Origin of the sequence: Pseudomonas fakonensis, assembly GCF_019139895.1 — a bacterium.
In the GTDB taxonomy this organism is placed as follows: Bacteria; Pseudomonadota; Gammaproteobacteria; order Pseudomonadales; family Pseudomonadaceae; genus Aquipseudomonas; species Aquipseudomonas fakonensis.
In genome coordinates this window covers 49816-76743 of sequence record NZ_CP077076.1, presented here as the reverse complement: position 1 = coordinate 76743, position 26928 = coordinate 49816, and the positions used below count along the sequence as shown (strand labels likewise).

Annotated in this window: 26 protein-coding genes; 11 read left to right on the top strand and 15 right to left on the bottom strand. The window is 64.9% G+C overall.

What is annotated here, in order from left to right; all coding sequences use genetic code 11:
- Positions 1–188: 188 nt before the first annotated feature.
- Positions 189–2939 (bottom strand): DNA polymerase I, encoded by a 2751-nt coding sequence (gene polA, locus KSS94_RS00375; RefSeq protein ID WP_217841151.1) that lies wholly within the window; start codon positions 2937–2939, stop codon positions 189–191.
- A 74-nt stretch (positions 2940–3013) separates the two neighbouring features.
- Here polA and KSS94_RS00370 point away from each other — a divergent pair, with 74 nt between their 5' ends.
- Both KSS94_RS00370 and KSS94_RS00365 read left to right on the top strand, forming a co-directional pair.
- The gene (locus KSS94_RS00370) at positions 3014–3304 is read left to right on the top strand and encodes a DUF2782 domain-containing protein (RefSeq protein ID WP_217841150.1); all 291 of its coding nucleotides are present in this window, start codon (positions 3014–3016) and stop codon (positions 3302–3304) included.
- A gap of 67 nt (positions 3305–3371) precedes the next feature.
- Positions 3372–4322 carry a homoserine kinase gene (locus KSS94_RS00365; RefSeq protein ID WP_217841149.1) on the top strand — a complete coding sequence of 317 codons (951 nt, stop codon included), beginning with the start codon at positions 3372–3374 and terminating at the stop codon, positions 4320–4322.
- A gap of 75 nt (positions 4323–4397) precedes the next feature.
- Here KSS94_RS00365 and KSS94_RS00360 read toward each other — a convergent pair whose 3' ends face one another.
- Positions 4398–5357, bottom strand: a complete 960-nt coding sequence (locus KSS94_RS00360; RefSeq protein ID WP_217841148.1) for a zinc ABC transporter substrate-binding protein — start codon at positions 5355–5357, stop codon at positions 4398–4400.
- Positions 5358–5375: 18 nt separating this feature from the next.
- Between KSS94_RS00360 and zur the strand changes: the two genes are divergently transcribed.
- The 4 genes from zur to KSS94_RS00340 all read left to right on the top strand — a co-directional run bounded on the left by zur (position 5376) and on the right by KSS94_RS00340 (position 8230).
- Positions 5376–5861: a zinc uptake transcriptional repressor Zur gene (gene zur / locus KSS94_RS00355; protein WP_217841147.1), complete on the top strand. Its 486-nt coding sequence runs from the start codon at positions 5376–5378 to the stop codon at positions 5859–5861.
- Positions 5858–6631: a zinc ABC transporter ATP-binding protein ZnuC gene (znuC, locus tag KSS94_RS00350; RefSeq protein ID WP_217841146.1), complete on the top strand. Its 774-nt coding sequence runs from the start codon at positions 5858–5860 to the stop codon at positions 6629–6631. The genes zur and znuC overlap by 4 nt, the downstream gene beginning before the upstream one ends.
- The gene (gene znuB / locus KSS94_RS00345; protein WP_217841145.1) at positions 6624–7406 is read left to right on the top strand and encodes a zinc ABC transporter permease subunit ZnuB; all 783 of its coding nucleotides are present in this window, start codon (positions 6624–6626) and stop codon (positions 7404–7406) included. The genes znuC and znuB overlap by 8 nt, the downstream gene beginning before the upstream one ends.
- Positions 7407–7522: 116 nt before the next feature.
- The gene (locus KSS94_RS00340) at positions 7523–8230 is read left to right on the top strand and encodes a PA5502 family lipoprotein (RefSeq protein ID WP_217841144.1); all 708 of its coding nucleotides are present in this window, start codon (positions 7523–7525) and stop codon (positions 8228–8230) included.
- Positions 8231–8306: 76 nt separating this feature from the next.
- On the opposite strand, the gene katE is transcribed toward KSS94_RS00340, so the two are convergent.
- Positions 8307–10451 (bottom strand): catalase HPII, encoded by a 2145-nt coding sequence (gene katE / locus KSS94_RS00335; protein ID WP_217841143.1) that lies wholly within the window; start codon positions 10449–10451, stop codon positions 8307–8309.
- Between the two features lie 226 nt (positions 10452–10677).
- Here katE and KSS94_RS00330 point away from each other — a divergent pair, with 226 nt between their 5' ends.
- The 3 genes from KSS94_RS00330 (at position 10678) to KSS94_RS00320 (ending at position 13233) form a co-directional block, all read left to right on the top strand.
- Positions 10678–11685: a methionine ABC transporter ATP-binding protein gene (locus KSS94_RS00330; RefSeq protein ID WP_217841142.1), complete on the top strand. Its 1008-nt coding sequence runs from the start codon at positions 10678–10680 to the stop codon at positions 11683–11685.
- Between the two features lie 8 nt (positions 11686–11693).
- Entirely contained in the window at positions 11694–12398 is a 705-nt protein-coding gene (locus tag KSS94_RS00325; RefSeq protein ID WP_217841141.1) for a methionine ABC transporter permease, read from the top strand.
- Positions 12399–12462: 64 nt separating this feature from the next.
- On the top strand, positions 12463–13233 hold the full coding sequence (locus tag KSS94_RS00320; protein ID WP_217841140.1) for a MetQ/NlpA family ABC transporter substrate-binding protein: 771 nt from the start codon (positions 12463–12465) through the stop codon (positions 13231–13233).
- A gap of 95 nt (positions 13234–13328) precedes the next feature.
- On the opposite strand, the gene KSS94_RS00315 is transcribed toward KSS94_RS00320, so the two are convergent.
- From KSS94_RS00315 to KSS94_RS00295, 5 genes are read right to left on the bottom strand one after another with little or no spacing between them, the layout of a single operon-like run.
- Positions 13329–13961, bottom strand: a complete 633-nt coding sequence (locus KSS94_RS00315; protein ID WP_217841139.1) for an SCO family protein — start codon at positions 13959–13961, stop codon at positions 13329–13331.
- The gene (gene cyoE, locus KSS94_RS00310) at positions 13958–14857 is read right to left on the bottom strand and encodes a heme o synthase (RefSeq protein ID WP_217841138.1); all 900 of its coding nucleotides are present in this window, start codon (positions 14855–14857) and stop codon (positions 13958–13960) included. The genes KSS94_RS00315 and cyoE overlap by 4 nt, the downstream gene beginning before the upstream one ends.
- Complete coding sequence (locus tag KSS94_RS00305) at positions 14842–15915, bottom strand: COX15/CtaA family protein (protein WP_217841137.1); 1074 nt, start codon at positions 15913–15915, stop codon at positions 14842–14844. Before KSS94_RS00305 ends, cyoE begins: the two co-directional genes overlap by 16 nt.
- Before the next feature lie 9 nt (positions 15916–15924).
- The gene (locus tag KSS94_RS00300) at positions 15925–16503 is read right to left on the bottom strand and encodes a PA_0111/PP_0108 family redox-active disulfide protein (RefSeq protein WP_217841136.1); all 579 of its coding nucleotides are present in this window, start codon (positions 16501–16503) and stop codon (positions 15925–15927) included.
- A complete protein-coding gene (locus KSS94_RS00295) occupies positions 16469–17212 on the bottom strand; it encodes an SURF1 family protein (RefSeq protein WP_217841135.1) in 744 nt (247 codons plus the stop codon). The genes KSS94_RS00300 and KSS94_RS00295 overlap by 35 nt, the downstream gene beginning before the upstream one ends.
- 51 nt (positions 17213–17263) lie before the next feature.
- Between KSS94_RS00295 and KSS94_RS00290 the strand changes: the two genes are divergently transcribed.
- Positions 17264–17467 (top strand): twin transmembrane helix small protein, encoded by a 204-nt coding sequence (locus KSS94_RS00290; protein ID WP_217841134.1) that lies wholly within the window; start codon positions 17264–17266, stop codon positions 17465–17467.
- A gap of 57 nt (positions 17468–17524) precedes the next feature.
- Here KSS94_RS00290 and KSS94_RS00285 read toward each other — a convergent pair whose 3' ends face one another.
- From KSS94_RS00285 to coxB, 4 genes are read right to left on the bottom strand one after another with little or no spacing between them, the layout of a single operon-like run.
- Positions 17525–18412, bottom strand: a complete 888-nt coding sequence (locus tag KSS94_RS00285; protein WP_217841133.1) for a cytochrome c oxidase subunit 3 — start codon at positions 18410–18412, stop codon at positions 17525–17527.
- A gap of 16 nt (positions 18413–18428) precedes the next feature.
- A complete protein-coding gene (locus KSS94_RS00280; RefSeq protein ID WP_217841132.1) occupies positions 18429–18977 on the bottom strand; it encodes a cytochrome c oxidase assembly protein in 549 nt (182 codons plus the stop codon).
- A gap of 10 nt (positions 18978–18987) precedes the next feature.
- Complete coding sequence (ctaD, locus tag KSS94_RS00275) at positions 18988–20571, bottom strand: cytochrome c oxidase subunit I (protein WP_217841131.1); 1584 nt, start codon at positions 20569–20571, stop codon at positions 18988–18990.
- Positions 20572–20599: 28 nt separating this feature from the next.
- Positions 20600–21727, bottom strand: a complete 1128-nt coding sequence (coxB, locus tag KSS94_RS00270) for a cytochrome c oxidase subunit II (RefSeq protein ID WP_217841130.1) — start codon at positions 21725–21727, stop codon at positions 20600–20602.
- Positions 21728–22108: 381 nt separating this feature from the next.
- Here coxB and KSS94_RS00265 point away from each other — a divergent pair, with 381 nt between their 5' ends.
- On the top strand, positions 22109–22750 hold the full coding sequence (locus KSS94_RS00265; RefSeq protein ID WP_217841129.1) for a hypothetical protein: 642 nt from the start codon (positions 22109–22111) through the stop codon (positions 22748–22750).
- A 139-nt stretch (positions 22751–22889) separates the two neighbouring features.
- Here KSS94_RS00265 and KSS94_RS00260 read toward each other — a convergent pair whose 3' ends face one another.
- From KSS94_RS00260 to KSS94_RS00250, 3 genes are all read right to left on the bottom strand, one after another.
- Positions 22890–24425 carry a SulP family inorganic anion transporter gene (locus tag KSS94_RS00260; RefSeq protein WP_217841128.1) on the bottom strand — a complete coding sequence of 512 codons (1536 nt, stop codon included), beginning with the start codon at positions 24423–24425 and terminating at the stop codon, positions 22890–22892.
- A gap of 188 nt (positions 24426–24613) precedes the next feature.
- Positions 24614–25333, bottom strand: coding sequence for a carbonic anhydrase (locus KSS94_RS00255; RefSeq protein ID WP_217841127.1), 720 nt, complete (start codon positions 25331–25333; stop codon positions 24614–24616).
- 457 nt (positions 25334–25790) lie between these two features.
- The gene (locus tag KSS94_RS00250) at positions 25791–26840 is read right to left on the bottom strand and encodes a PA0069 family radical SAM protein (RefSeq protein ID WP_217841126.1); all 1050 of its coding nucleotides are present in this window, start codon (positions 26838–26840) and stop codon (positions 25791–25793) included.
- Between the last annotated feature and the right edge of the window lie 88 nt (positions 26841–26928).

Below are 26928 nucleotides of genomic sequence, written 5' to 3'. Positions count from 1 at the left end.
TGCCAACACTTAACACAACATAGGAGCATCGAAAGGCTTCACCAGCCATTCAGTGCATCTGAGTGAGGCTTCACCGGTTTAGTTCCGAAGCCCTCGAAACTATTTGCGATAGTTTCATCAAACTTCGAATCTAACGGGGCGGATCCGCGGCACCACGTCGCAGATCCTACATAGCCCGGCCCGCGAATTCAGTGAGCTTCGTCCCAATTCGAGCCGATTCCCACCTCCACAAGCAGCGGTACATCCAGCTGCGCCGCGCCGCTCATGTGGCCGCGAATTTCATCTTTGACCTGTTGAACCAGGTCCTCGCGTACCTCCAGCACCAGTTCGTCGTGCACCTGCAGGATCACCCGCGCATCCAGCCCGCTGTCGCTCAGCCAGTTGTCCACGGCCACCATGGCGCGCTTGATGATGTCTGCCGCTGTGCCCTGCATCGGTGCGTTGATCGCCGTGCGTTCGGCGCCCTTGCGCAGCGCGGGGTTCTTGGCGTTGATGTCGGGCAGGTACAGACGCCGGCCGAACAAGGTTTCGACGAAGCCCTGCTCGGCAGCCTGGGCGCGGGTGCGCTCCATATAGGCCAGCACGCCCGGGTATCGGGCGAAGTAGCGGTCGATGTAGTCCTGGGACTGCTTGCGGTCGACGCCGATCTGCTTGGCCAGGCCGAATGCGCTCATGCCGTAGATCAAACCGAAGTTGATCGCCTTGGCGCTGCGGCGCTGGTCGGTGGTGACCGCCTCCAGGTCCACACCGAACACCTCGGCAGCAGTGGCGCGGTGCACGTCCAGGTCGTTACGGAAGGCATGCAACAGGCCTTCGTCCTTGGCCAGGTGGGCCATGATGCGCAGCTCGATCTGCGAGTAGTCCGCCGCCAGTAGCTTGTAGCCGGGGCTGGCGATGAAAGCCTGGCGAATGCGTCGGCCTTCAGCGGTGCGGATCGGGATGTTCTGCAGGTTCGGGTCGCTGGACGACAGGCGCCCGGTGGCAGCCACGGCCTGCTGGTAAGAGGTGTGCACACGCCCGGTGCGCGGGTTGATCTGCCCCGGCAGCTTGTCGGTGTAGGTGCTCTTGAGCTTGCTCAAGGTGCGGTACTGCATCAGCACCTTCGGTAGCGGGTAGCCCTGCTCGGCCAGCTCGTCGAGCACGGCTTCGGCGGTGGACGGCTGGCCCTTGGCGGTCTTGCTCAGCACCGGCATGCCCAGCTTGTCGTACAGGATCACCCCCAGCTGCTTGGGCGAACCGAGGTTGAACGGCTCGCCGGCCAGCTCGATCGCCTCGCGCTCAAGCTCGGCCATTTTCGCCCCCAGTTCACCGCTCTGCACGCCCAGCAGCACGTCATCGACCAGCGCGCCCTGGCGCTCGATGCGCGCCAGCACAGGCACCAGCGGCATCTCGATGTCCATCAGCACCGGCTGCACGCTTGGCGTCTCGGCCAGGCGCGCCTGCAGCGCGCGGTGCAGGCGCAGGGTGATGTCGGCGTCTTCGGCGGCATACGGGCCGGCCTTGTCCAGGGCGATCTGGTTGAAGGTCAGCTGCTTGGCGCCCTTGCCGGCTATGTCTTCGAAGGCAATGGTGGTGTGGTCCAGGTAGCGTTGCGCCAGGCTGTCCATATCGTGGCGGGTGGCGGTGGAGTTGAACACGTACGACTCGAGCATGGTGTCGTAGCGCACGCCGCGCATGTCGATGGCCGGGCTGGCGTTGGCCAGGATGTTGATGTCGTACTTGGCGTTCTGCCCGACCTTGCCCTTGGCCGGGTCTTCCAGCAGCGGCTTGAGCGCCAGCAGCACAGCCTCGCGGTCCAACTGGGCCGGGGCGCCTTCGTAGTCATGGGCCAGCGGCACGTAGGCGGCCTCGTACGGGGTGACGGCGAACGACAAGCCCACCAACTGCGCCTTCTGCGCATCCAGGCCAGTGGTTTCGGTATCGAAAGCGAACAGCTCTGCGCTGCGCAGTTTCTCCAACCAGGCGTCGAAACGTGCCTGATCGAGAATGGTTTCGTACTTGGGTTCGACCTTTTCGGCCGGTGCCTGGGCAACCGCAGCAGGCGAGTCACCGGCCTGGGCGGCGTCACGCTGCACCTCGGCGACCCAGCTCTTGAACTCCATCTCGGTGTACAGCGCCAGCAGCGCTTCACGGTCCGGCTCGCCGCACACCAGGGCATCGACCTCGACGTCCAGCGGCACATCGCACTTTATGGTCGCCAGCTCGTACGACAAAAACGCCGAGTCACGGTGCTCTTCGAGCTTGGCCGGCAGGGTCTTGGCCCCTCGAATGGCCAGGCCCGGCACCTTGTCGAGGTTTTCGTACAGATCGCGCAGGCCGCCACCGATGCCGGTCAGCAGGCCCACGGCGGTTTTTTCGCCCACACCCGGCACACCGGGAATGTTGTCGACCTTGTCGCCCATCAGCGCCAGGAAGTCGATGATGTGCTCGGGGCCCACGCCGAACTTTTCGTGCACGCCGGCAACGTCCATCACGCTGCCGGTCATGGTGTTGACCAGGGTAACGTGGCCGTCCACCAACTGGGCCATGTCTTTGTCGCCAGTCGAAATGATCACCGGGCGGCCAGCGGTGGCGCTGCTGCGCGCCAGGGTGCCGATCACGTCATCCGCCTCGACCCCTTCAACACACAAAAGCGGGTAGCCCAGCGCGCGCACGCTGGCGTGCAGCGGCTCGACCTGCACCCTCAAATCGTCGGGCATGCTCGGGCGGTTGGCCTTGTATTCGGCGAACATGGCATCGCGGAAGGTCCCGCCCTTGGCGTCGAAGACCACCGCGAACAGGCTGTCCGGGTACTGCCGGCGCAGGCTCTTGAGCATGTTCAGCACGCCCTTGACCGCACCGGTGGGCATGCCCTTGGAGGTGGTCAGCGGCGGCAGCGCGTGGAAGGCGCGGTAGAGGTAGGACGAACCGTCCACCAGGACGAGGGGCGCTTGGCTCATGAGGAGAATCAACCTTTTCGGCGGGTCCGGCGCTAGAATAGCCGGATCAATGACGACAAAAGGACTAGGTTATCATGCGTACACTCAATCGCCTGTTACTGCTCGGTCTGCTGGCCACCATGCCAGCCGTCACCCTGGCGGCGGACGACGCGCCATCGGCCGATCCCGATGTCACCATTCGCACGGAAGGCGATAAAACCATCCAGGAATACCGCCAGAACGGTTTCCTGTATGCGATCAAGGTCACGCCCAAGGGCGGCAAGCCTTATTTCCTGGTACGCGCCGATGGCACCGATGCCAACTTCATTCGCTCCGACCAGCCGGACATGTTGATTCCGTCCTGGAAAATCTTCGAGTGGAAGTAGCGGCGGGTACCGTTCATATCAACCAGGCACTTGCCGGCGCAAGTGCCCGTATGGGCAATTTTTCGACATGTCAGTCTTCACCCCTGTGACCCGGCCTGAGCTGGAAACCTTTCTGGCGCCCTACGGGCTGGGCCGCCTGCTCGACTTCCAGGGCATTGCCGCCGGTACCGAAAACAGCAACTTCTTCGTCAGCCTGGAACAGGGGGAGTACGTCCTGACACTGGTCGAGCGCGGGCCGGTCGAAGACATGCCGTTCTTCATCGAACTGCTCGACGTGCTGCACGACGCCGACATGCCGGTGCCCTACGCCCTGCGCGGTAACGACGGCCAGGGCCTGCGCGAGCTGTGCGGCAAGCCGGCGCTGCTGCAGCCACGGCTGTCGGGCAAGCACATCAAGGCGCCGAACAACCAGCACTGCGCCCAGGTAGGCGAGCTGCTGGCACACATTCACCTGGCCACCCGCGAGCGCATCATCGAGCGTCGTACCGACCGTGGCATCGACTGGATGCTGCAGTCCGGCGCCGAGCTGCTGGCGGGCCTGAGCGCCGAACAAGCCGCACTGCTGACCCCGGCGCTGGACGAAATCGCCGCGCACAAGGCGCAGATCTTAGCCTTGCCCAAGGCCAACCTGCACGCCGACCTGTTCCGCGACAACGTGATGTTCGAAGGCACCCACCTGACCGGGGTGATCGACTTCTACAACGCCTGCTCCGGGCCGATGCTGTATGACATCGCCATCACCGTGAACGACTGGTGCCTGGACGAGCAGGGCGGCATCGACCTGCCCCGCGCCCAGGCGCTGCTGGGCGCCTATGCAGCGCTGCGCCCGTTCAGCGCCGCCGAAGCCGAGCTGTGGCCGGTGATGCTGCGGGTCGGTTGCGTGCGCTTCTGGCTGTCGCGCCTGATCGCCGCCCGCGAGTTTGCCGGCATGGACGTGACCATCCATGACCCGCGTGAGTTCGAAGTGCGCTTGGCGCAGCGTCAGCAGGTGGCCCTGAAACTGCCGTTCGCCCTGTAAAAAGCATCGCCGGCAAGCCGGCTCCTACAGGGTAATGCAATCGCCTGTAGGAGCCGGCTTGCCGGCGATAGGGCCCTAGAGCTGCTCCAGGCACCCGGCCAGGTCACCACCCAGCCTCTCCAGCAAACGCTCATAACCCTTGCCATCCACAGGGTCGGTACCGCCCAGGGCGTCCAGCTCGGCCAGCCGCACCGGCAGCCCGGCGGTCAGTGTCTCGGCCAGGCGCGGGCGCAGGGGTGGCTCGCTGAACACGCACGTCTTGCCCACTTCCTGCAGGCGCTTGCGCATTGCGGCCACATGCTGGGCACCCGGCTGCACTTCCGACGCCACGCTGAACACCCCGGTGTGCTTCAGGCCATAGGCGGCCTCGAAGTAGTCGAACGCCTCGTGGAACACGAAGTACGGCTTGCCGGCAATGCCCGCTACGCGCTGCTTGATGCGCGCATCCAGGGCGTCCATGCGCTCGACGAAGGTTTTCAGGTTGGCCTGGTAGCGCGCGGCGTTGGCCGGGTCGGCTGCAGCAAGGTCAGTTGCCATCTTCGCCGCAATCACCCGCGCATTGACCGACGACAGCCACAGGTGGGCGTCAAGGCTGCCCGGGCGGTGGTCATGGTCGTGGTCGTCGTGGTCGTCGGCCTCGTCATGGGAATGGCTGTCCTCGCCAAAGTGACGCAGCTGCATGCCGGAAAGCGACTGCACCGCCACCGTCGGCTTGCTGCGCGCGGCCAGCACGCGGGGCAGGAAGTTCTCCATGTCCGGGCCGATCCAGTACAGCAAGTCCGCGTCGCCGACCTTGCGCACGTCGGAGGGGCGCAGCGCGTAGTGGTGCGGCGAGGCGCCCGGCGGCAGCAACACGTCGGGGCTGCCGACGCCGTCCTGCACCGCCGCGGCGATCTGCTGCAAGGGCTTGATGCTGGTCAGCACGCGCACCTCGGCATGGGCCGAGAAGGCGATGAAAGCGACAAAGAGCGCAAGGAATCGGGACACGGTGGGTACTCGGCTGGTCAGAAACAGGTAACATAATAACGTCTCCATCCAGAACCGTCGCTGCCCATGTCCATCACGCCGCTGGCCCACCGTCCCCACGATCATTCCCATTGCGTGCACAGCGCGCTGGCCGAGGCCGACGCGCTGTGCAACCGGCAGGGCCTGCGCCTGACCGCCCTGCGCCGCCGCGTGCTGGAGCTGGTGTGGCAAAGCCACAAGCCACTGGGCGCCTACGACATTCTCGCCGTACTCAGCGAGCAGGACGGCCGCCGCGCCGCCCCGCCCACCGTGTACCGCGCCCTGGACTTCCTGCTGGACAACGGCCTGGTGCACCGCATCGCCTCGCTCAACGCCTTCATCGGCTGCAGCCACCCCGAGCACGCGCACCAGGGCCAGTTCCTGATCTGCCGCGAGTGCCACGTGGCCATTGAGCTTGAGCAGGACAGCATCAGCACCGCCATCGAAAACAGCGCCAAGGCCGTGGGCTTTGCCGTCGAGACGCAAACCGTCGAAGTGGTCGGTCTGTGCGGCAACTGCCGGGGCCAGGCATGAGCGACGCGCTGATCCGCCTGCAGCAGGTGGGCGTCAGTTTCCAGGGCGAAGCGGTGCTCGACAGCATCGACCTGGCCGTGGCGCCAGGCCAGATCGTCACCCTGATCGGCCCCAACGGCGCCGGCAAGACCACCCTGGTCCGCGCCGTGCTGGGCCTGCTCAAGCCCCACCGCGGCACGGTGTGGCGCAAGCCGAAGCTGCGTATCGGCTACATGCCGCAAAAAATCCAGGTAGACGCCACGCTGCCGCTCTCGGTGCTGCGCTTCTTGCGCCTGGTGCCCGGAGTAGACCGCGCGGCAGCCTTGTCGGCGTTGCAGGAAGTGGGCGCCGAACAGGTGATCGACAACCCCATCCAGAGCATTTCTGGCGGTGAGATGCAGCGCGTGCTGCTGGCCCGGGCGCTGCTGCGCGAACCCGAACTGCTGGTGCTCGACGAACCCGTGCAGGGCGTCGACGTGGTTGGCCAGACCGAGCTGTACAACCTGATCACCCGCCTGCGCGACCGCCACGGTTGCGGCGTGCTGATGGTCAGCCACGACCTGCACCTGGTGATGAGCGCCACCGACCAGGTGGTGTGCCTGAACCGCCACGTGTGCTGCTCGGGCCACCCCGAGCAAGTCAGCAACGACCCGGCCTTCGTCGAGCTGTTCGGCCAGAACGCCCCGAGCCTGGCCGTCTACCACCACCACCACGACCACAGCCACGACCTGCACGGCTCGGTCGTCGCCCCCGGCCCCCATGTTCACGGAGAGCACTGCAAGCATGGCTGATTTTCTTCTGTACGCCTTGCTTGCCGGCCTGTCGCTGGCGCTGGTGGCCGGCCCGCTGGGCTCGTTCGTAGTGTGGCGGCGCATGGCCTATTTCGGCGACACCCTGTCCCACGCCGCGCTGCTGGGCGTGGCCCTGGGCTTTGCGCTGGACGTCAGCCCGGCGCTGGCGGTGACCATCGGCTGCCTGCTGCTGGCGATCCTGCTGGTCACCCTGCAGCAACGCCAGCCGCTGGCCTCGGACACCTTGCTCGGCATCCTCGCCCCCAGCACCCTGTCGCTGGGCCTGGTGGTGCTGAGCTTCATGCACGATGTGCGCATTGATCTGATGGCCTACCTGTTCGGCGACCTGCTGGCCATCAGCACCACCGACCTTGCCTGGATCCTCGGCGGCAGCGCGCTGGTGCTGGTACTGCTGGCGGTGTTCTGGCGCCCGCTGCTGGCGGTCACCGTGCACGAGGAACTGGCCCGGGTCGAAGGCCTGCCGGTGGCCGGCCTGCGCCTGGCGCTGATGCTGCTGATCGCGGTGGTGATTGCGGTGGCGATGAAGATCGTCGGCGTGCTGCTGATCACCTCGCTGCTGATCATCCCGGCAGCTGCGGCGCAGCGTCACGCCCGTTCGCCCGAGCAGATGGCCCTGGGCGCCAGCCTGCTGGGCATCACCGCCGTGTGCGCAGGGCTGGCCATGTCGTGGTTCAAGGACACCCCGGCCGGGCCGTCGATCGTGGTCTGCGCGGCAGTGCTATTCTTGCTGAGCCTGGCGTTGCCAAAACGCTGAAAAATCGGGGCCGCACGCAACCTTTTCCCGGGTAAAGGGTCTGTAAGACCTGTTTTCGAGCGTGCGCACCTGGGTGTAGACTTGCTCGCTTTTTGCGCAAATAGAGAGTCGCAGGAATGAAGCTGTTCGCCTCCCGTTATCTGCTTGTTGCCGCATTTTCCCTGTTCCTGGCTGCGTGCTCCAGTACCCCGCCCGAGCAGGCGGTGGCGCCTGCCCAGCCGGATGCCTGGCAGCAGCTGGAGCAAAGCATCGCCAGCAACGAGCTGGCCACCGCCGAGGACCAACTGGCCGCGCTGCAAGCCCAGGCACCACATGACCCGCGCCTGGAGCCTCACCAGCGCCAGTTGGCCGAAGCCTACCTGCAACGCAGCCAGATCGTGCTGCAGAAGGGCGACGTCAACGCCGCCGCCACCGCGCTGTCCCGCGCCCGCGCACTCATGCCGCAAGCCCCGGCGGTAACCGGTGGTGACACCATGGCCCACGCGCGCAAGGCCGAGCTGGAAAAGGCCGAGGCTGCGCTGAAGGCCGCCGAAGCCAAGCCCCAGGCCCGGGTGATCGACCCCAGCGCCCCCAGCACCGTGATCGCACTGAAGACTACCGACAGCCGCGCGCTGCGCCGCCAGCTCGATGAGATTGCCGCCGATGTGGTGAATTACCGATGTGAGGTGGTGTTCCAGGTGCCGCGCACGCAGGATGCGCCCTGGTTGAAGACGCTGCTGCACAAGCGCGTGCACAAGCTCGACAGCGGCTTTGAGCTCAAGCAAAAGCACCAGATCCAGCGCTCGCTCCCAGCGCAGGTGGTGTTGGTACCTCACCAGCAATAAAGCCTGTCTTGTCGCTGGCAAGCCGGCTCCTGCACAGTTCCCTGTAGGAGCCGGCTTGCCGGCGATGCTTTTGGGCTCAGGCCGGCACCGACTCGGCCGCCTGCTCCCGCGCCCACACCCGGTGCCCCTCGACCGCCTTGAAGAACCCATCGAAGGCCTTCTGCTCATCCCCCAGCAGCAAGCCCGCATCCTCCTTGAGCCCCAGCTTGTTCAGCAGCAGCTTGCCCTCCAGGCTCAAGCCCATGGGTTTGAGGTGCTTGTAGGCCTCCAGCAGGAAGTGCTTGGCCACACCGCTACTCTCCAAAGCCTCGAGCGACGCCTTGCCCGCCGGCACCCACACCCCGTCGAACATCACCGACGGCATGCCTTCGATCGAGGCGTCCACCGCCAGCGCCTTGCCACCCGCTGCTTTCACCGGCGCCGAAGTCGGCCCCAGCAGCATTGGCCGGGCGCTCTGCGCTTCAAGCGCCTTGACCAGCTTGTCGACGCTCGCAGCATTCACGCCATCAGCCACCAGCACGGCAATCTTGCGCCCGCTGATACCGATGTCACCGGGGAGGTTCACCTGGCTCAAGGCCTTTGACTGCGCGGGCTTGCTGCCTTTTACCTTGACCGTACCAGCCTTGGGTGCCGGCAAGCCCAGGTTGGCCGCCACCGCCGCTGCCAGCTTGAGATCGATGTTGGCCAGGATTTCGTTCACCTGCCGCGCCCGGATCGCCTCGCGCTCCACCTTGCCCAGCTCGAAGCTGTAGGCCTTGATGATGTGCTGCTGCTCGTGCGCACTCATGCTCTGGAAAAACAGCCGCGCCTGGGAGAAGTGGTCACCGAACGACTCGCTGCGCTGGCGGATCTTGTGCGCGTCGATGCGCTCCTGGTAGCTCTCGAAGCCACCATCCTGCGCCGCCGGCGGGGTTTCCTGCGGCCAGCCACCGTCGATGGAATTGGGCTCATACGAGGCGCGGCCCTTGTCGATGGTCATGCGGTGCATGGCATCGCGCTGGCTGCTGTGGTTGGGCGCCACCGGCCGGTTGATAGGGATCTCGTGGAAGTTCGGCCCACCCAGGCGGCTGATCTGCGTGTCGGTGTAGGAGAACAGCCGGCCCTGCAGCAGCGGGTCATTGCTGAAATCGATACCCGGTACGATATGCCCGGGGCAGAACGCCACCTGTTCCACCTCGGCAAAGAAGTTGTCCGGGTTACGGTTGAGCACCATCTTGCCCAGCGGCGTCACCGGTACCAGCTCCTCGGGGATCAGCTTGGTGGGGTCGAGCAGGTCGAAGTCAAACGTGTGCTCGTCGGCCTCGGGCACCACCTGCACGCCCAGCTCCCATTCCGGGTAATGCCCGGTTTCGATGGCGTCCCACAGGTCGCGGCGGTGGTAGTCGGTGTCCTTGCCGGCCAGCTTCTGCGCCTCGTCCCATAGCACCGAATGCACGCCCTGGCGCGGCTTCCAGTGGAACTTGACGAAGCTGGCCACCCCCTGGGCGTTGACCAGGCGGAAGGTATGCACGCCAAAGCCTTCCATCATGCGCAGGCTGCGCGGGATGGCACGGTCGGACATGGCCCAGATGACCATGTGCGCCGACTCCGGCACCAAGGATACGAAGTCCCAGAAGGTGTCATGGGCCGAGCCGCCGGTGGGCATCTCGTTGTGCGGCTCGGGTTTCACCGCATGCACGAAGTCGGGGAACTTGATCGCATCCTGAATGAAAAACACCGGCATGTTGTTGCCCACCAGGTCGAAGTTACCCTCGTCGGTGTAGAACTTCACCGCAAAGCCGCGCACATCACGTACCGTGTCGCCCGAACCTCGCGGGCCCTGCACGGTGGAAAAGCGCACGAATACCGGGGTGATCTTCTCTGGGTCCTGCAAGAAGCCGGCTTTGCTCAGCTCGGCATGGCAGCCGTAGCTCTGGAAGTAGCCGTGGGCACCTGTGCCGCGGGCATGGACGATACGTTCGGGGATGCGCTCATGGTCGAAGTGGGTGATCTTCTCGCGCATGATGAAGTCTTCGAGCAACGACGGGCCGCGGGCTCCCGCCTTGAGCGAGTTCTGGTTGTCGGCCACCTTCACGCCCTGGTTGGTGCGCAGGGCCTGGCCGGTGGCGTCGCTGCGAAAGGGCTCAAGGCTTTGCAGCTTGGCGTTGGTATTGGCCCGGTCGGGGGTGTCGGTGCCGGCGGCCTGGCTCTGGCGTGGCTCGGGCGCTTTGTTGCTGGCCATGTTCGGTTCTCCTCATCAGTCTTCAGGCTGCCCGTGGGCGGGCTTGTTCAAGTAGTGACTGGGAGGCGCTGGCGAGCGTTCAATCAAGATTACCGGTTGTCGCGTTATGCCCAATGGATTGGACGGTTACGAAATAAATGCTAAGAACAGCTATTGGAAAAGGCTAAAATGCGCGACCCCGGCTAACCGCTGGCCCACATTCCATGCGCCCCACAAGGTTCGCTCAGTGATCGAGTTTCAAAACGTCCACAAGACCTACCGCGTCGCCGGTAGGGACATCCCGGCCCTGAACCCGACCAGCCTCACCATCGAAGATGGCCAGGTGTTCGGCCTGATCGGCCACTCCGGCGCCGGCAAGAGCACCTTGCTGCGCCTGATCAACCGCCTCGAGAACCCCACCGGGGGCAAGATCATCGTCGACGGCGAAGACGTCACCGGCTTCGACGCCACTCAGCTGCGCAGCTTCCGCCAGCAGGTCGGGATGATCTTCCAGCACTTCAATTTGCTGGCCTCCAAGACCGTCGCCGACAACGTCGCGCTGCCGCTGGTACTGGCCGGCGAGTTGCCTGCCGACCAGATCAAGGACCGCGTAACGCAGCTGCTGCACCGCGTCGGCCTGCAGGACCACGCAAAGAAGTACCCGGCCCAACTCTCGGGCGGCCAGAAGCAGCGCGTCGGCATTGCCCGCGCCTTGGCCACCAACCCGAAGATCCTGCTGTGCGACGAAGCCACCAGCGCCCTCGACCCGCAAACCACCGCTTCGGTGCTGCAACTGCTGGCCGAGATCAACCGCGAGCTGAAGCTGACCATCGTACTGATCACCCACGAAATGGACGTGATCCGCCGGGTCTGCGACCGCGTGGCAGTGATGGACGCAGGCCGCATCGTCGAGCAAGGCCTGGTGGCCGAGGTGTTCCTGCACCCGCAGCACCCCACCACCAAGCGCTTCGTGCAGGAAGACGAGCAGGTCGACGAAGGCGAGCAGCGTGACGACTTCGCCCACGTGCCAGGGCGCATCGTGCGCCTGACCTTCCAGGGCGACGCTACCTACGCGCCGCTGCTGGGCACCGTGGCCCGCGAAACCGGCGTCGACTACAGCATCCTCGCCGGGCGTATCGACCGCATCAAGGATGTCCCCTATGGCCAGCTCACCCTCGCCCTGATCGGCGGGGACATGGAAGCGGCGTTCGCCCGCTTCAAGGCAGCTGACGTACATATGGAGGTACTGCGTTGATGGACGCCATGAACTATCTGAACGAAGCCCAGCAATTGCTCAGCGATGCCTGGCATTTCTTCGACAACGTCGACTGGGCGGAAATCTGGCTGGCCACCATCGACACCATGATCATGCTGTTCGGCTCGCTGTTCTTCACCGTGCTGCTGGGCCTGCCGCTGGGCGTGCTGCTGTTCCTCTGCGGGCCGCGGCAGATGTTCGAACAAAAGGGCGTGTACGCGCTGCTGTCGCTGGTGGTGAACATCCTGCGCTCGCTGCCCTTCATCATCCTGCTGATCGTGATGATCCCGGTCACCGTGCTGATCACCGGCACCTCGCTGGGCGTGGCCGGTGCCATCCCGCCGCTGGTGGTGGGCGCCACGCCGTTCTTCGCGCGCCTGGTCGAAACCGCCCTGCGTGAAGTGGACCGCGGCATCATCGAAGCCACCCAGTCGATGGGCGCCACCACCCGCCAGATCATCACCAACGCGCTGCTGCCCGAGGCACGCCCGGGCATCTTCGCCGCCATTACCGTCACCGCCATCACCCTGGTGTCCTACACCGCCATGGCCGGTGTGGTGGGCGCGGGCGGCCTGGGCGACCTGGCCATCCGCTTTGGCTACCAGCGTTTCCAGACCGACGTGATGGTGGTCACCGTGGTGCTGTTGCTGTTGCTGGTTCAGGTACTGCAAAGCGTCGGCGACAAACTGGTCGTGCATTATTCCCGTAAGTAACCCCAATGGGGTCGGCCCGGCCGACCCGTTCGGGGGCCGTCGCGGCCCTCACAAGGAGTGATCAATGAAGAAGCTGCTTGCTGTCGTCGCCGCCGTTGCGGCCTTCTCGGCCCACGCCGACACCCTGACCGTCGCCGCCACCCCGGTGCCCCACGCCGAAATCCTCAACTTCGTCAAACCTGCGCTGGCCAAAGAAGGTGTGGAGCTCAAGGTCAAGGAGTTCACCGACTACATCCAGCCCAATGTGCAGGTTGCGGAAAAGCGCCTGGACGCCAACTTCTTCCAGCACCAGCCGTACCTGGATGAGTTCAACAAGGCCAAGGGCACCCAACTGGTGAGTGTTGCCGGCGTGCACATCGAGCCGCTGGGCGTGTACTCGGCCAAGGTCAAGAAGCTCGACGAACTGGCTTCCGGTGCCACCGTGGTGATCCCCAACGACGCCACCAACGGCGGCCGCGCGCTGCTGCTGCTGGACAAGGCCGGCGTGATCAAGCTCAAGGACAACAAGAACATCCTGTCCACCGTGAAGGATGTTGCCGAGAACCCCAAAGGCGTGAAGTTCCGTGAGCTGGAAGCAGCCACCATTCCGCGCGTGCTGACCCAGGTCGATGCCGCCCTGATCAACACCAACTACGCGCTGGAAGCCAAGCTGAACCCTGAAAAGGACGCCCTGGCCATCGAAGGCAGCGACTCGCCTTACGTGAACATCCTGGTTGCCCGCCCGGACAACAAGGACTCCGATGCCATGCAAAAGCTCGCCGCTGCGCTGCACTCGCCTGAGGTGAAGCAGTTCATCAACGAGAAGTACAAAGGTGCTGTGGTGCCGGCGTTCTAAGCCGCAACATCGCGCTGGGCCCAATCGCCGGCAAGCCGGCTCCTACACAGATTCCTGTAGGAGCCGGCTTGCCGGCGATGCTTTTTGCGGCCCACTCAATCCCGCTTCACAAGCTCCGGCAACTGCGCCACCAGCTTCTGGTTGTTGAACGGCGCACGGATGAACCCGCGCTGGCGCCCGTCCGGGCCGACGATGGCCAGGTTGCCGCTGTGGTCCACGGTGTAGCCCGGCTTGCTGGTATCGGCCGGAATGAACGGAATGCTCAGGCCGTTGGCCAGCTTCTGGGTGTCTTCGATAGTCCCCGCCACCCCGACGAAATCCTTGTCGAAATAACCCAGGTACTGCTTGAGCTGGTTCGGCGTGTCACGGTTCGGGTCCACGCTCACCAGCACCACCTGCAGGCGCTCGATGGCCTCCTTGGGCAGCTCGCTCTTCACCTGGCGCAGCTGGGCGAGGGTGGTGGGGCAGATGTCCGGGCAGTAGGTGTAACCGAAGAACAATAACGACCACTTGCCCTTGAGCTGGTCCAACGCCAGCGGCTGGCCATTCTGGTCGGTCATCGTCACATCCGGCACGGTGCGGCTTTGCGGCAGCAGGATGATGCCGGCGTCGATCAGCTCGGTGGGGTTGAGCTGGCCGCGGTCATTGAGCACCTTGTTGACGGTCAGGCCCATGATCAGCGCGACCAGGGCAACGAGGATGAATACGGTTTTCTGGGTTCGGGTCATAGGTTCAGCAACAGGTAGTGGTCAACGAGCAGGGCGATGAACAGGGCGAACAGATAGCCGATAGAGTACTTGAACGTGCCGATCGCCGCGTGCGGCCGGCTGCCACGGTACAACACCCAGGCCCAGTGCAGGAAGCGCAGCCCCAACCCCAAGGCGCAGGCCAGGTACAGTGGGCCGCTCATGTGGATGGCGTACGGCAGCAGGCTCACCGCCAGCAATATCAAGGTGTACAGCAGAATGTGCAGGGCCGTGTAGCGCTCGCCGTGGGTCACCGGCAGCATCGGTATGTCGGCCTTGGCGTACTCGGCCTTGCGGTGGATGGCCAGGGCCCAGAAGTGCGGTGGGGTCCAGGCGAAGATGATCAGCACCAGCAGCAAGGGCTCGGCACTCACATGCCCGCTTACCGCCACCCAGCCCAGCAGCGGCGGCGCGGCGCCGGCCAGGCCGCCGATCACGATGTTCTGCGGCGTGGCGCGCTTGAGATAGCCGGTGTAGAGCACCGCATAACCCAACAAGGACGCCAGGGTCAGCCAGGCGGCAAGGGGGTTGGTGAAGGCCAGCAGCAGGGCCATGCCGGCCAGCGCCAGCAGCAGGGCGAAGGCCAGCGCCGGCAAGGGTGCCACCCGGCCTTGGGCCAGCGGGCGCTTGTGGGTGCGGGCCATCAACGCATCGATGCGCCGATCCACCACGTGGTTGACCGCCGCCGCCGCACCGGCGCACAGGCCAACGCCCAGGTTGCCGAACAACAGCACGCTCCAGGCCACCCCCGCGCGGGTGGCGAGGAACATGCCCACCAGCGAGGTGATCAGCATCAGCAGCACCACCTTGGGCTTGGTCAGCTCCACATAGTCGCGCCAGCCAGCGCGCTGGCTCTGGGTGCTCAGAAGCGTCGCCACGAATCGTTCCTCATGTGATGGGAAATGCCCACGGGGGTGATCGGCCGCAGGCGCCAGCCCAGGCCCACGCGCACCTTGTCGACCACGCGGATGCGGTAGTTCACCAGCACCATGCTCAGCAGCAGCAGGGCACCGCCGGCGTTGTGCGCCACCGCCACGGCCAGTGGCAGGTGCAGCAGCACATTGCTGACGCCCAGGCTCAGTTGCACGCCCAGCGCCAGCAGCACCAACCGCCCCAGGCCAGGCAGGCCGTGGCGGTGCAGCTTGAAGCTGAGCAGCAGCAACACCGCCGTGACCGCCAGCGCACCGAGCCGGTGGCTGATATGGATGGCCGTGCGCGCATCGCTGTCCAGTTGCCCACCCAGGTAGTTGGGGCCGACGTGCTGGGTGAGGTGGAAGCCGTTGCTGAAGTCCGCCGCCGGCCACCACTGGCCGTGGCAGGTGGGCAGGTCGATGCAGGCCACCGCCGCATAGTTGGCACTGACCCAGCCGCCCAACGCGATCTGGCCGATCACCACCAGCAGTGCCAGCGCGGCGATCCGGCGCAGGCTCAACGGCAGCTTGGGCAGCGGCGCAAAGGCCCGGGATAGACGCAGTGATAGCAGGAACAGCAGGCTCAGCGTGGTGAAGCCGCCGAGCAGGTGCGCAGTGACTACCTGCGGCCACAGCTTGAGGGTCACCGTCCACATACCGAACGCCGCCTGGGCCAGCACCACGCCCAGCAGCAACAGCGGCAGGCGGTAGGGCTGGCCGTCACGGGCATGCCGGCGCAGCGCCTGCCAGGCCAGCAGGGCGATCACCAAGGCCAGGGTGCCGGCAAAGTAGCGGTGGACCATCTCGGCCCAGCCCTTGGCGGCTTCCACCGGGTGCTCGGGGAAGTGCAGCTCGGCATGGGCCAGTTGCGCGTCGGTCTTGGGCACGCTGATGAAGCCGTAGCAGCCGGGCCAGTCGGGGCAACCGAGGCCGGCGTGGGTCAGGCGGGTGTAGGCGCCGAGCAGCACCACCACCAGCGCCAGCAGGGTGGCACACACAGCGAGGCGAAATCCGGGTCTGGCCATGGCAGGCTCCTAGCCAATGTTGGACAGCTTGAGCAGGTGGCGCAGGTCGTCCAGCACCTGCTTGCCGTTGGCCTTGGTGTCGTAGCGCAGCACCAGGTTGCCGTGGGGGTCGACGATCCACAGCTGCGGGCCGGGCGCGCTGACGCCCTGGCGGTAGCGCTGGGCGTCCAGGCCGTAGTGCTGCAACTGCGGGTATTCGCGGGCCAGCAGCGCCTGGTAGTCGGCATCCAGCGGCTGCGCGGCGGCCAGGGCATGGCTGGCACGGCTGGCATCGCGGCCCAGGCCAATCTGGATCTGCCGGGCCAGGTACACCAGCTGCTGGCAGTCCGCCGCGCAGGCCTCGGGGGCACTGACCAGCAGTTGCCAGCGCTGATCCTGGCCGTCGATGCCGATATCCGCCCGGCCCTGGCCGGTGCCGATCATCTCGCCGTGGTAGCTGCGCCCGTCGGGCACCCAGAAATTGAGCTTGTACATGCAAGTGGCGAGGACCATCGGCCCCAGCACCACCAGCAGAATCAGCAGCAGTTGCAGGCGCCCGCGGGCCCTGCGGCCCTCAGGCACGTTCAGCGGGGTGGTGGCGGCGGCCATGGCGGTTCTCCTTGTTGTGTCGATGCCATCCGAAGTACAGGTAAAGCAGCACCAGCGTGGTAGCCAGGGCAAACCACTGGGTGGCGTAGCCCAGGTGCTTTTCCGGGCCAATGGCAACCACCGGCCAGTCCAGGCGGTAGCTGGCCGGGCCCGCTTGCAGGCGCAGCTCAAAGGCAAAACCCTCACGGCCCAGCTGCAGCCACAGGCCGGCCGGATCGATGGCGGTCAGCAGGTGCGGCCACTGGCCGCCTTCGGGGTCGGGGTGCAGCTGGAAGGTCTTGCCAGGGGCGACGTATACCGTGGCGTCCAGCGCCAGCGGCCGGGCCGGGGTGTCGAAGCGCACCGGGATGCGCCGGTCAGGCCACGGCAGCCAGCCGCGGTTGACCAGCAGCCACTGGCCGCTGGCCTGGTCATGGAAGGGTTGCAGCAGCTCTACACCGGCCTTGCCGTCGCGCATCTGGTTGTCCAGCAGCAGGCTGTGTTCAGCGTCGAAACGGCCATACAGGTGCACGGGATAAAAAGCGGGGTCAGGCAATTGCCCAAGCTGCGCCGCCGCCACCGGCGCCTCCAGCTGGCGTTCAGTGTAAGTGTCCATCAGCGCACGCTTTTCATCGGCGCGGCCGAGCTGCCAGCAGCCAAGGGCGATCAGCCCCGGCAGCAGCGCAAGCACCACGAGGGTCGGAACCCAGCCTGGGCGAAACGGCCTCACGGGCACCTCGCTATACTTATCCACATCCCCGCATCCCCCCGGAGTAGCGCCATGCTCAAGGCCGCGATTGTCCTGATGCTGTTGGCCACGATTGCCAGCCTGTTCAGTGGCCTGGTGTTCCTGGTCAAGGACGACGAAAACTCGACCCGGCTGCTCAAAGCCCTAACCGTGCGCGTTACCCTGGCCGCCCTGACCGTCGGGCTGGTGGCTTGGGGGGTCATCAGCGGGCAGCTGGTGTCCCACGCGCCGTTTTGATTGCCAGGCCCGGCCCTATCGCCGGCAAGCCGGCTCCTACAGGGACCGTGCTGCCCGTCAAAGCACGTACACGAAGATAAAAAGCCCCACCCACACCACATCGACGAAGTGCCAATACCAGGTGGCCGCCTCGAAACCAAAGTGCTTGTCCGGCTCGAAATGCCCGCGCAACACCCGGCACAGCATCACGATCAGGATCACCGTACCCAGCGTCACGTGCGCGCCATGGAAGCCCGTGAGCATGAAGAAGGTCGCGCCATAGATGCCCGACCCCAGGGTCAGCCCCAGTTGGGTGTAGGCCTCGTGGTACTCGTAGGCCTGCAGCGCCAAAAAGCCCAGCGCCAGCAGGATGGTCAGCCCCAGCCACAGTTTCAGCGCCCCGCGGTGGCCCTTGCGCAGGGCGTGGTGGGCGATGGTCACGGTCACGCTGGAGCTCACCAGCAGGATGGTGTTGATCAGCGGCAGGTGCCACGGGTTGATCACCTCCTTGGGCGGCGGGAACAGTTTCGGGTCGGGGGTGTGCAGCAGCGGCCAGACGAACTCGAAGTTCGGCCACAGCATGTGCGCCACACCCTTGTGCCCTTCACCGCCCAACCACGGCCCGGCCAGCACCCGCACGTAGAACAGCGCGCCGAAGAAGGCCATGAAGAACATCACCTCGGAGAAGATGAACCAGCTCATGCCCCAACGGAACGAGCGATCCATCTGCGCGCTGTACAGCCCGGCGTGGCTCTCCTTGACCACCGCGCCGAACCAGCCGAACAGCATGTACGCCAAAAACAGCCCGCCGACGAAAAAGATCAGCGGCCCGTGGGATTCGGGGTGGCCGGCCTTGAGGTCGTTGAACCAGGTGCCCAGGCCGAACACGGTGATGAACAGGCCGATCGTGGCAATGATCGGCCACTTGCTCTGCGCCGGGACGTAGTAGTGCTCGTGGCTTGCCATGGCGGTTCTCCTTCCCTCAACGGGCGGCCTGGGTCGCGGCAGGGGCGACTGGCGGGTGGCGAGCGGTGATGTCGAACAGGGTGTAGGCCAGGGTCAGGTGTTTCACCGAGGCCGGCAGGTCGCGGTCGACGATGAAGCGCACCGGCATCTCGATGCGCTCGCCGGGCTGCAGCACCTGCTGGGTGAAGCAGAAGCATTCGGTCTTGTGGAAGTACGCCGCCGCCTCGGCCGGGGTGATGCTGGGGATGGCCTGGGCGCTCATGGGGTGCTTGGTCGGGTTGCGGGCGATGAAGATCATCTGGTTCACCGCCCCCGGGTTGACCTCGATCTGGTCGGCGGTGGAGTGGAACTCCCAGCTCATGTCACCGGCGTTGGTCGACATGAACTGCACCCGTACCGCGCGGCTCGGGTCGCTGACCTGGCTGCCCTCGTACTGCCCGCCGGTCTTGCCGTTGATGCCGAAGGCCTTGCACATCACGTCGTAGATCGGCACCAGGGCAAAGCCGAAGGCGAACATCACCACCGTCAGCAGCAGCAGGCGGGTGACCAGGCGGTTCAACGACATCTTCAGCCTCCTACTTCACGTCCGGCGGGGTCTGGAAGGTGTGGTAGGGCGCCGGCGACGGCACCGTCCACTCCAGCCCGTCGGCGCCATCCCAGGGCTTGGCCGGGGCTGGCGCGCCGCCGCGGATGCACTTGATGACGATGAACAGGAAGAACACCTGGGTGGCGCCGAACAGGAAGGCGCCGATCGAGGAAACCATGTTGAAGTCGGCAAACTGCAGGTTGTAGTCGGGGATGCGCCGCGGCATGCCGGCCAGGCCGACGAAGTGCATGGGGAAGAAGGCCAGGTTCATGCCGATGAACGACAGCCAGAAGTGCAGCTTGGCCAGGGTTTCGTCGTACATGTGCCCGGTCCACTTGGGCAGCCAGTAGTAGGCCGAGGCGAAGATGCCGAAAATCGCCCCGGGCACCAGCACGTAGTGGAAGTGCGCCACCACGAAATAGGTGTCGTGGTACTGGAAGTCGGCCGGGGCGATGGCCAGCATCAGCCCGGAGAAGCCGCCGATGGTGAACAGGATGACGAAGGCGATGGCGAACAGCATCGGCGCCTCGAAGGTCAGCGAGCCCTCCCACATGGTGCTGACCCAGTTGAACACCTTCACCCCGGTGGGCACGGCGATCAGCATGGTGGCGTACATGAAGAACAACTCGCCCACCACCGGGATGCCGACCACGAACATGTGGTGGGCCCAGACGATGAACGACAGGAAGGCGATCGCGCCGGTGGCGTACACCATCGAGGTGTAGCCGAACAGCGGCTTGCGCGAGAACGCCGGGATGATCGAGCTGACCGCACCAAAGGCCGGCAGGATCATGATGTACACCTCGGGGTGGCCGAAGAACCAGAACACGTGCTGGAACAACACCGGGTCACCGCCGCCGGCGGCACTGAAGAAGCTGGTGCCGAAGTGGATGTCCATCAGCATCATGGTCACCACGCCGGCCAGCACCGGCATCACCGCAATCAGCAGGAACGCGGTGATCAGCCAGGTCCAGACGAACAGCGGCATCTTCATCAGGGTCATGCCCGGGGCGCGCAGGTTGAGGATGGTGGCGATCACGTTGATCGCGCCCATGATCGAGCTGATGCCCATCAGGTGGATGGCAAAGATGAAGAAGGTCACGCTGGCCGGCGCGTAGGTGGTCGACAGCGGTGCGTAGAAGGTCCAGCCGAAGTTCGGCCCCCCGCCCGGGCTGAACAGGGTCGAGACCAGCAGCAGGAAGGCCGCCGGCAGCAGCCAGAAGCTGAAGTTGTTCATCCGCGGCAGGGCCATGTCCGGCGCGCCGATCATCAGCGGGATCATCCAGTTGGCCAGCCCGACGAAGGCCGGCATCACCGCGCCGAACACCATGATCAGCCCGTGCATGGTGGTCATCTGGTTGAAGAACGCCGGCTCCACGATCTGCAGCCCCGGCTGGAACAGCTCGGCGCGAATCACCATCGCGAACGAGCCGCCCAGCAGGAACATGCTGAAGGCGAACCACAGGTACATGGTGCCGATGTCCTTGTGGTTGGTGGTCAGCACCCAGCGCATCAGGCCCTTGGCCGGGCCGTGGGCGTGGTCATGGCTGTGGTCGTCGATCACTGCACTCATGTCCTGTCTCCTGCACTCTGGCCGCGGTTCATTGCGCTTCTGCCTGCTTGAGCGCCAGCACGTCTTTCGGCGTGACCATGTCGCCCTTGTTGTTGCCCCAGGCGTTGCGCTCGTAGGTCACCACTGCGGCGATATCGACTTCCGAGAGCTGCTTGCCGAACGCGGCCATGGCGGTGCCGGGCTTGCCGTGGAAGACGATGCTCAAGTGGCCTTCCTTCGGCCCGGTGGCGATCTTCGAGCCCTTGAGCGCCGGGAACATCGGCGGCAGGCCCTGGCCTTCGGCCTGGTGACAAGCCACGCAGGTGGTGTGGTAGACCTTGTCGCCGCGCTCGACCAGCTCTTCGAGGGTCCATTCCTTGCTGGTCAGCTCCTTGAGCTTGGCGGCATCGGCCTTGCGCTCGGCCAGCCAGGTGTCGTAGTCGGCCTTGCTCTTGACCTCGACCACCACCGGCATGAAGCCGTGGTCCTTGCCGCACAGCTCGGTGCACTGGCCGCGGTAGATGCCGGGTTTCTCGATGCGGGTCCAGGCTTCGTTGACAAAGCCCGGGATGGCGTCGCGCTTGACCGCGAAGGCCGGCACCCACCAGGAATGGATCACGTCGGCAGCGGTCACCAGAAAGCGCACCTTGGCACCGACCGGCAGCACCAGCGGCTGGTCGACCTCCAGCAGGTAGTGCTCATCCTTCGGCGCCTTGTTGTGGATCTGCTCGGCGGGGGTGGCCAGGTTGCTGAAGAACTCCACGTCCTGGCCCAGGTACTTGTAGTGCCACTTCCACTGGTAGCCGGTGACCTGGATATCGATGTCCGATTCGCTGGCGTCGTAGATGTCGATCAGGGTTTTCGTCGCCGGGATGGCCATGGCCACCAGGATCAGGAAAGGCACCACGGTCCAGAGGATTTCCACCCAGGTGTGCTCGTGGAAATGCGCAGGCTGCTGGCCGGTGGAGCGGCGGTGTACCACCATCGACCAGAACATCGCGCCGAACACCACGACGCCGATGATCACGCAGATCCAGAAGATGGTCATGTGCAGGTCGAACACGGCGTGGGAGACGTCCGTCGCCCCGGGTGCCATGTTCACGGTCCATGCGGCGTGTGCCTGACCGTACACCGACCACAGCAGGAGGCCCATCCAGACATGTGGATGTCGCATCATTGCGGGTTCCCCTTATCGTTCTTGTTGTCCCGGAGGCGTGGACGACCTGCTACGACAAAGGGGGGAACGGTGGCCAAGACTGCCTGGCTTCGACGACCGAGCCCCCTGCTAAAGGCAGTCGGGCCTCATCAACGAATCACGTTTCAAGCGGAGTATAGACACCGACCAATGGCGCGCAACGCGGGGTATGAAATCATCTTAACCAAACCAAACGTTTGCTCTGCAGCCCGCATACTAGCTGGGCTGTGGCGCAGTAATGGCACATTGATATAACCGATTTCCTACAGCCGTGACCGATTTATAACAAATGCGTCTTAGGTATCCCGTATACCGAGCTAACTTAGTGTCTTCCGTTTGTAACGCCTTGTCCCTGGAGTTGTCATGAACATCGCTGCTGTACGCGAGCAGATTAGCCAAGCCCATCAACACGAGAGCCGCACAGGCCAACTGAAAACCCGCCTCGAACAACAAGTGCCGCACCTCCACCCATCGATTCAACTCCCCCAGCAGGACGCCCAGGGAACCTTGGAGCGCTTCGTCAGCGCCTACATCAACGAGGTACCCGAGCTGCTCGAAGCCGCACACAACGTTGCGCTGGAAGCCGGTATCGAATCGCAGATCAAGCCGGTGCTGAAAATCGCCGAGGCCTACTTCCTGCAGCCGCCCAGCGTGATGGCCGGGCATGTCGGCCTGGATTGCCTGCTGGACGAGGCCTACCTGGCGCACCGCCTGGTGGAAGAGGTGAACGACCTGTACATCCGCCACTTCCAGCAGCCGCTGATCCCGGTGGACACCACCGTGGCCAACCTGATCGCCCACCAGCTGATCGGCGAAACCTTCGCCAATCAGCTCGATGAAGTGGTGCACCACTCGGTGGACGAGATGCTCGATGACGAAAGCTTTGCCGTGGAGTCGGTGGAAACCTACCGCGACAAGCTCAGCAGCCCGCAAACCGGCGCCGCCTGGAAGCGCTGGCCGTGCCTGTCGCGCCAGCTGGGTGTGGAGTTGGGCCAGTCGGCCTGAACTCGAAGTCACCTGTCCCGGCCTCTTCGCGGGCAAGCCCGCTCCCACAGGTTCAGCGCTGCCCTAGACGGTTGCGCATTACCTGTAGGAGCGGGCTTGCCCGCGATAGGGCCCTGTCAGGCAACCGAGCTGCCTGGTTTCAGGCCCCAACCCCAGCCGTCGTGCGCAACCTCCCCTCGACCCGCCGCTTCAACCGCCGCTGCTCGAGCACCAGCCGCGAACCATTGGCCGCACCGCTGCGCCCCCAGTCCTCCAAGAGCTCCAGGCAGGAATGGTCGATGTAGCTCAGGTTGCTCAGCGGCACATGCAACGTGGTCCCCGCCGGCACACTGCCCAGCACCTGGGTCAGCGCCGGCACCTTGAGAAAAGTCGCCGCGCCGCTCAGGCGCAGTTCCATGTGCCCCGGCTTGGCCAGCTCTACCAGGTTGATCTTCAGCCGCGCCGCCTTCAGCGCAAGCTTCAGCAAGGTCAGGGCAAAGCCCAGCAGCACGCCGGTCAACAGGTCGGTGAAAATGATCGCCAGGGCCGTGGCGGCGTAAGTGAACATCGGCATGCGCCCGTAACGGCCCAGGCCGCGGAACGCCTTGAAATCCACCAGTTTCACGCCGGTGTACACCAGCACCCCGGCCAGGCTCGCCACCGGAATTTGCTGCAACACGCTGCTGAGCACCACCACGAACGCCAGCAGCCACACACCGTGCAGAATCGCCGAGGCGCGGGTTTGCGCGCCGGCCTGCACATTGGCCGAGCTGCGCACGATCACCCCGGTCATGGGCAATGCACCGAGCACGCCGCAGAGCATGTTGCCGATACCCTGGGCCGACAGTTCACGGTCGAAGTCCGAACGCTGGCCACTGTGCATGCGGTCCACGGCAGCGGCCGACAACAGGGTTTCGGCACTGGCGATGAAGGCCAGGGCGAAGGCCGCCACCAACAGGGTCGGGTCGGCCAGCTTGAGCAGGTCGTCCGGGCGCAACCAGTCGATGGCCTCGGACAGGTCCGCCGGCACCTGCACCCGGTTCACCGGCAGCGCCAGCCACAGGCTGACAGCAGTCATCGCCGCCACCCCCAACAGGGCGCCGGGGATGAACCTCAAGCGCTGCGGGCGCAAGCGCTCCCAGCCCCACATGATGGCGATGGTGCCCAGCCCCAGGGCGCCGGCCTGCCAGCCGCCCCCTGGGCTCTCGATGGGCAGCGCCGCCGCCAGGGTGGCGGGGAAGCCCAGCAGGTTATCCACACCCGAAGGCTGCGGCGCGGTGTCGAACATCACATGCACCTGGGACAGCACGATCAGCACGCCAATGCCGGCGAGCATGCCGTACACCACAGCCGGCGCAGTGACGCGGAACCAGCAGCCCAGGCGCAAGCGCCCGGCCAGCAGCTGCAACAAGCCGGCCAGCAGCAAAATCGGCCCGAGCATGGCCATGCCGTGCTGGCGCACCAGCTCGAACACCAGCACCGCAAGGCCTGCCGCCGGGCCGCTGACCTGCAGCGGCGAGCCGGCCATGAAACCCACCACCAGGCCGCCGATGATGCCGGTGATCAGGCCCTTGGCCGGCGGCATGCCCGAGGCGATGGCGATCCCCATGCACAAGGGCAGGGCAACGAGAAAAACCACCACCGAGGCCAGCAACTCACGCGGCAGCGCCGCTTTGATCTGTGTCTTGTTCACCATGAAGCTCCTTTCTCAAACGCGGCCATCCTGCTGGCCGCTGGCACGGGGAACCCTGAATTGCGCCCACGGGCGGGCCGCCAGCAGGTTTGCCGGCAAGGCATTCAGGGAAATTCAAGGCAGGCGAAGGCCGCGCCGCACCCTGTGGGTGCAGCCGGCTATCAAGGTTCTACTAAAGCTGGACGGGTCGCTTAGTAGCGGCCTCTCGGAGTGGCGCTGGGGATCGGCTGGCCTGCGACCAGCGGCATGAAGCTGTCGCTGGCGGCGTCGTAGGCTTCGATCTGGCTGGTTTCGATGTCGTACAGCCAGCCGTGGATGTGCAGTTGGCCTGCGGCCAGGCGCGAAGCCACCGACGGGTGGGTGCGCAGGTGATGCAACTGGGCGATGACGTTTTCCTTGGTCACCAGCTGCATGCTTTCGTGCTCGCTGCCGCAGGAGCAGTTGTCCTCGACCACGGTACGGGCCACTTCGGCGTGGCGCAGCCAGGCCGAAACGGTCGGCATCTTGTCCAGCGAGTGCGGGTTGAGCACCGCGCGCATGGCGCCACAGTCGGAGTGGCCGCAGATGATGATGTGGTGCACGCCCAGGGCCAGCACCGCATATTCGATGGCGCTGGAAACACCGCCGTTCATCTGGCCGTAAGGCGGTACCACGTTACCCACGTTACGGGTAACGAACAGGTCGCCCGGCGAGCTTTGGGTGATCAGTTCGGGGACGATGCGCGAGTCGGCACAGGTGATGAACATCGCGCGGGGCTTTTGCGCGGTGGCCAGCTTCTTGAACAGCTCTTGCTGCTCGGGGAAGACTTCGGTGTGGAACCGCAGGAAGCCGTCGACGATATGCTTCATGGCAGCATCGGCGCTTTCGGCGGGTGCAGCCGGGACGGCCTTGGTAGGGTCCTTGACGGGCATGATTCATCCTCTTGGCGGTTTGTTGGTACGTTCCATGTTACCGGGGAAAGATTATGGCTATGCGAGGATTTAGATGACACGCACAGGTAATTAATCACAGCCGCGGCGGACTGATTGCCTACGCTAGCGAAGAAAACTTAACTGAAACTTAATTGCGCAGGCTCTAGAACGGGCGTTCTAGATGAATAAGGCGGGAATTGGATAATAGCAAAAAAGCATCAAGTGCCAATAGCCAGTAGTGGTTTTATTGGGTGGCATTAGTGGTATTCGGGGGTAACTGTTTATGTGCTGGCTGTACCGGCCTCATCGCCGGCAAGCCGGCTCCTACAGGTACAGCACAAACCTGAAAGCGATACGATCCCTGTAGGAGCGGGCTTGCCCGCGATCACGGGCGAAGCCCGTGCCATCCAAGCGTCACCCGTTCCCACCGAAATTGCGCGCTTGAGGTGCAAGCCAATCAAAACAACGCCATCTGCCCACCCGGCGGGCAGAACGCCGTGCAATCCAGCGCCAGCGCCTCGCGCCCTTCGAACCCCATCTGCCGAAAGGCCTTGGCAAAGCGCTGCGCCAGCAACTCGGCGAACACCCCTTCACCGCGCATGCGCGCGCCAAAGCGGCTGTCGTACAGCTCACCGCCACGGCTCTGGCGCACCAGGCTGAGTACATGGGCGGCGCGCTGCGGGTAGTGGTCGTGCAGCCATTGTTCGAACAGCGGCGCCACCTCCAGCGGCAGGCGCAGCATCATGTAGGCCGCACTCTGCGCGCCGGCGTCCTTGGCGGCCTGCAGCAGGCGCTCCAGCTCGCTGTCGTTGATCATCGGAATCAACGGCGAACACAGCACCCCCACCGGCACCCCGGCCTCGCGCAGCACCCGTATCGCCCGCAAGCGCGCCTTGGGCGCCGCCGCCCGGGGTTCGAGCACGCGCTTGAGCTCATCATCCAGGGTGGTCAGGCTGATCATCACCCGCACCAGGCGCTGGCTGGCAAGCTCGGCCAGCAGGTCGAGGTCGCGCAGTATCAGCGAACCCTTGGTGACGATGGTCACCGGGTGGCGAAAACGCAGCAGCACCTCCAGCAGGCGCCGGGTGAGCTGCTGTTCGCGCTCGATGGGCTGGTAGGGGTCGGTGTTGGAGCCCAGATTGATCGGCGCACACACGTAGCCGGGCTTGCTCAGTTGTTGGGCCAGCACTTCGGCGGCGTTGGTCTTGGCGATCAGCTTGGTTTCGAAATCCAGGCCGGGGGAGAGGTCCCAGTAGGCGTGGCTGGGGCGGGCGTAGCAGTAGATGCAGCCGTGTTCGCAGCCGCGATAGGGGTTGATGGAGCGGTCGAAGGGCAGGTCGGGGGAGGTGTTGCGCGAGATGATGGTTTTCGCCGTCTCGATGCGCACCTCGGTGCCCTGGGTGAGCGGGACTTCCTGATACCAGCCGTCGTCTTCGGCCACCGAAATGTTCGGGGCAAAGCGGTTATGGGGGTTGTCGGCGGTGCCGCGACCGCGGATAGGCGTCATGATGGGAAACCCGGATTACTGTATACCCATACAGTAATCCGGGTTTCATCCGAAGGCCAGTGCCGATCATCGCGGGGCAAGCCCGCTC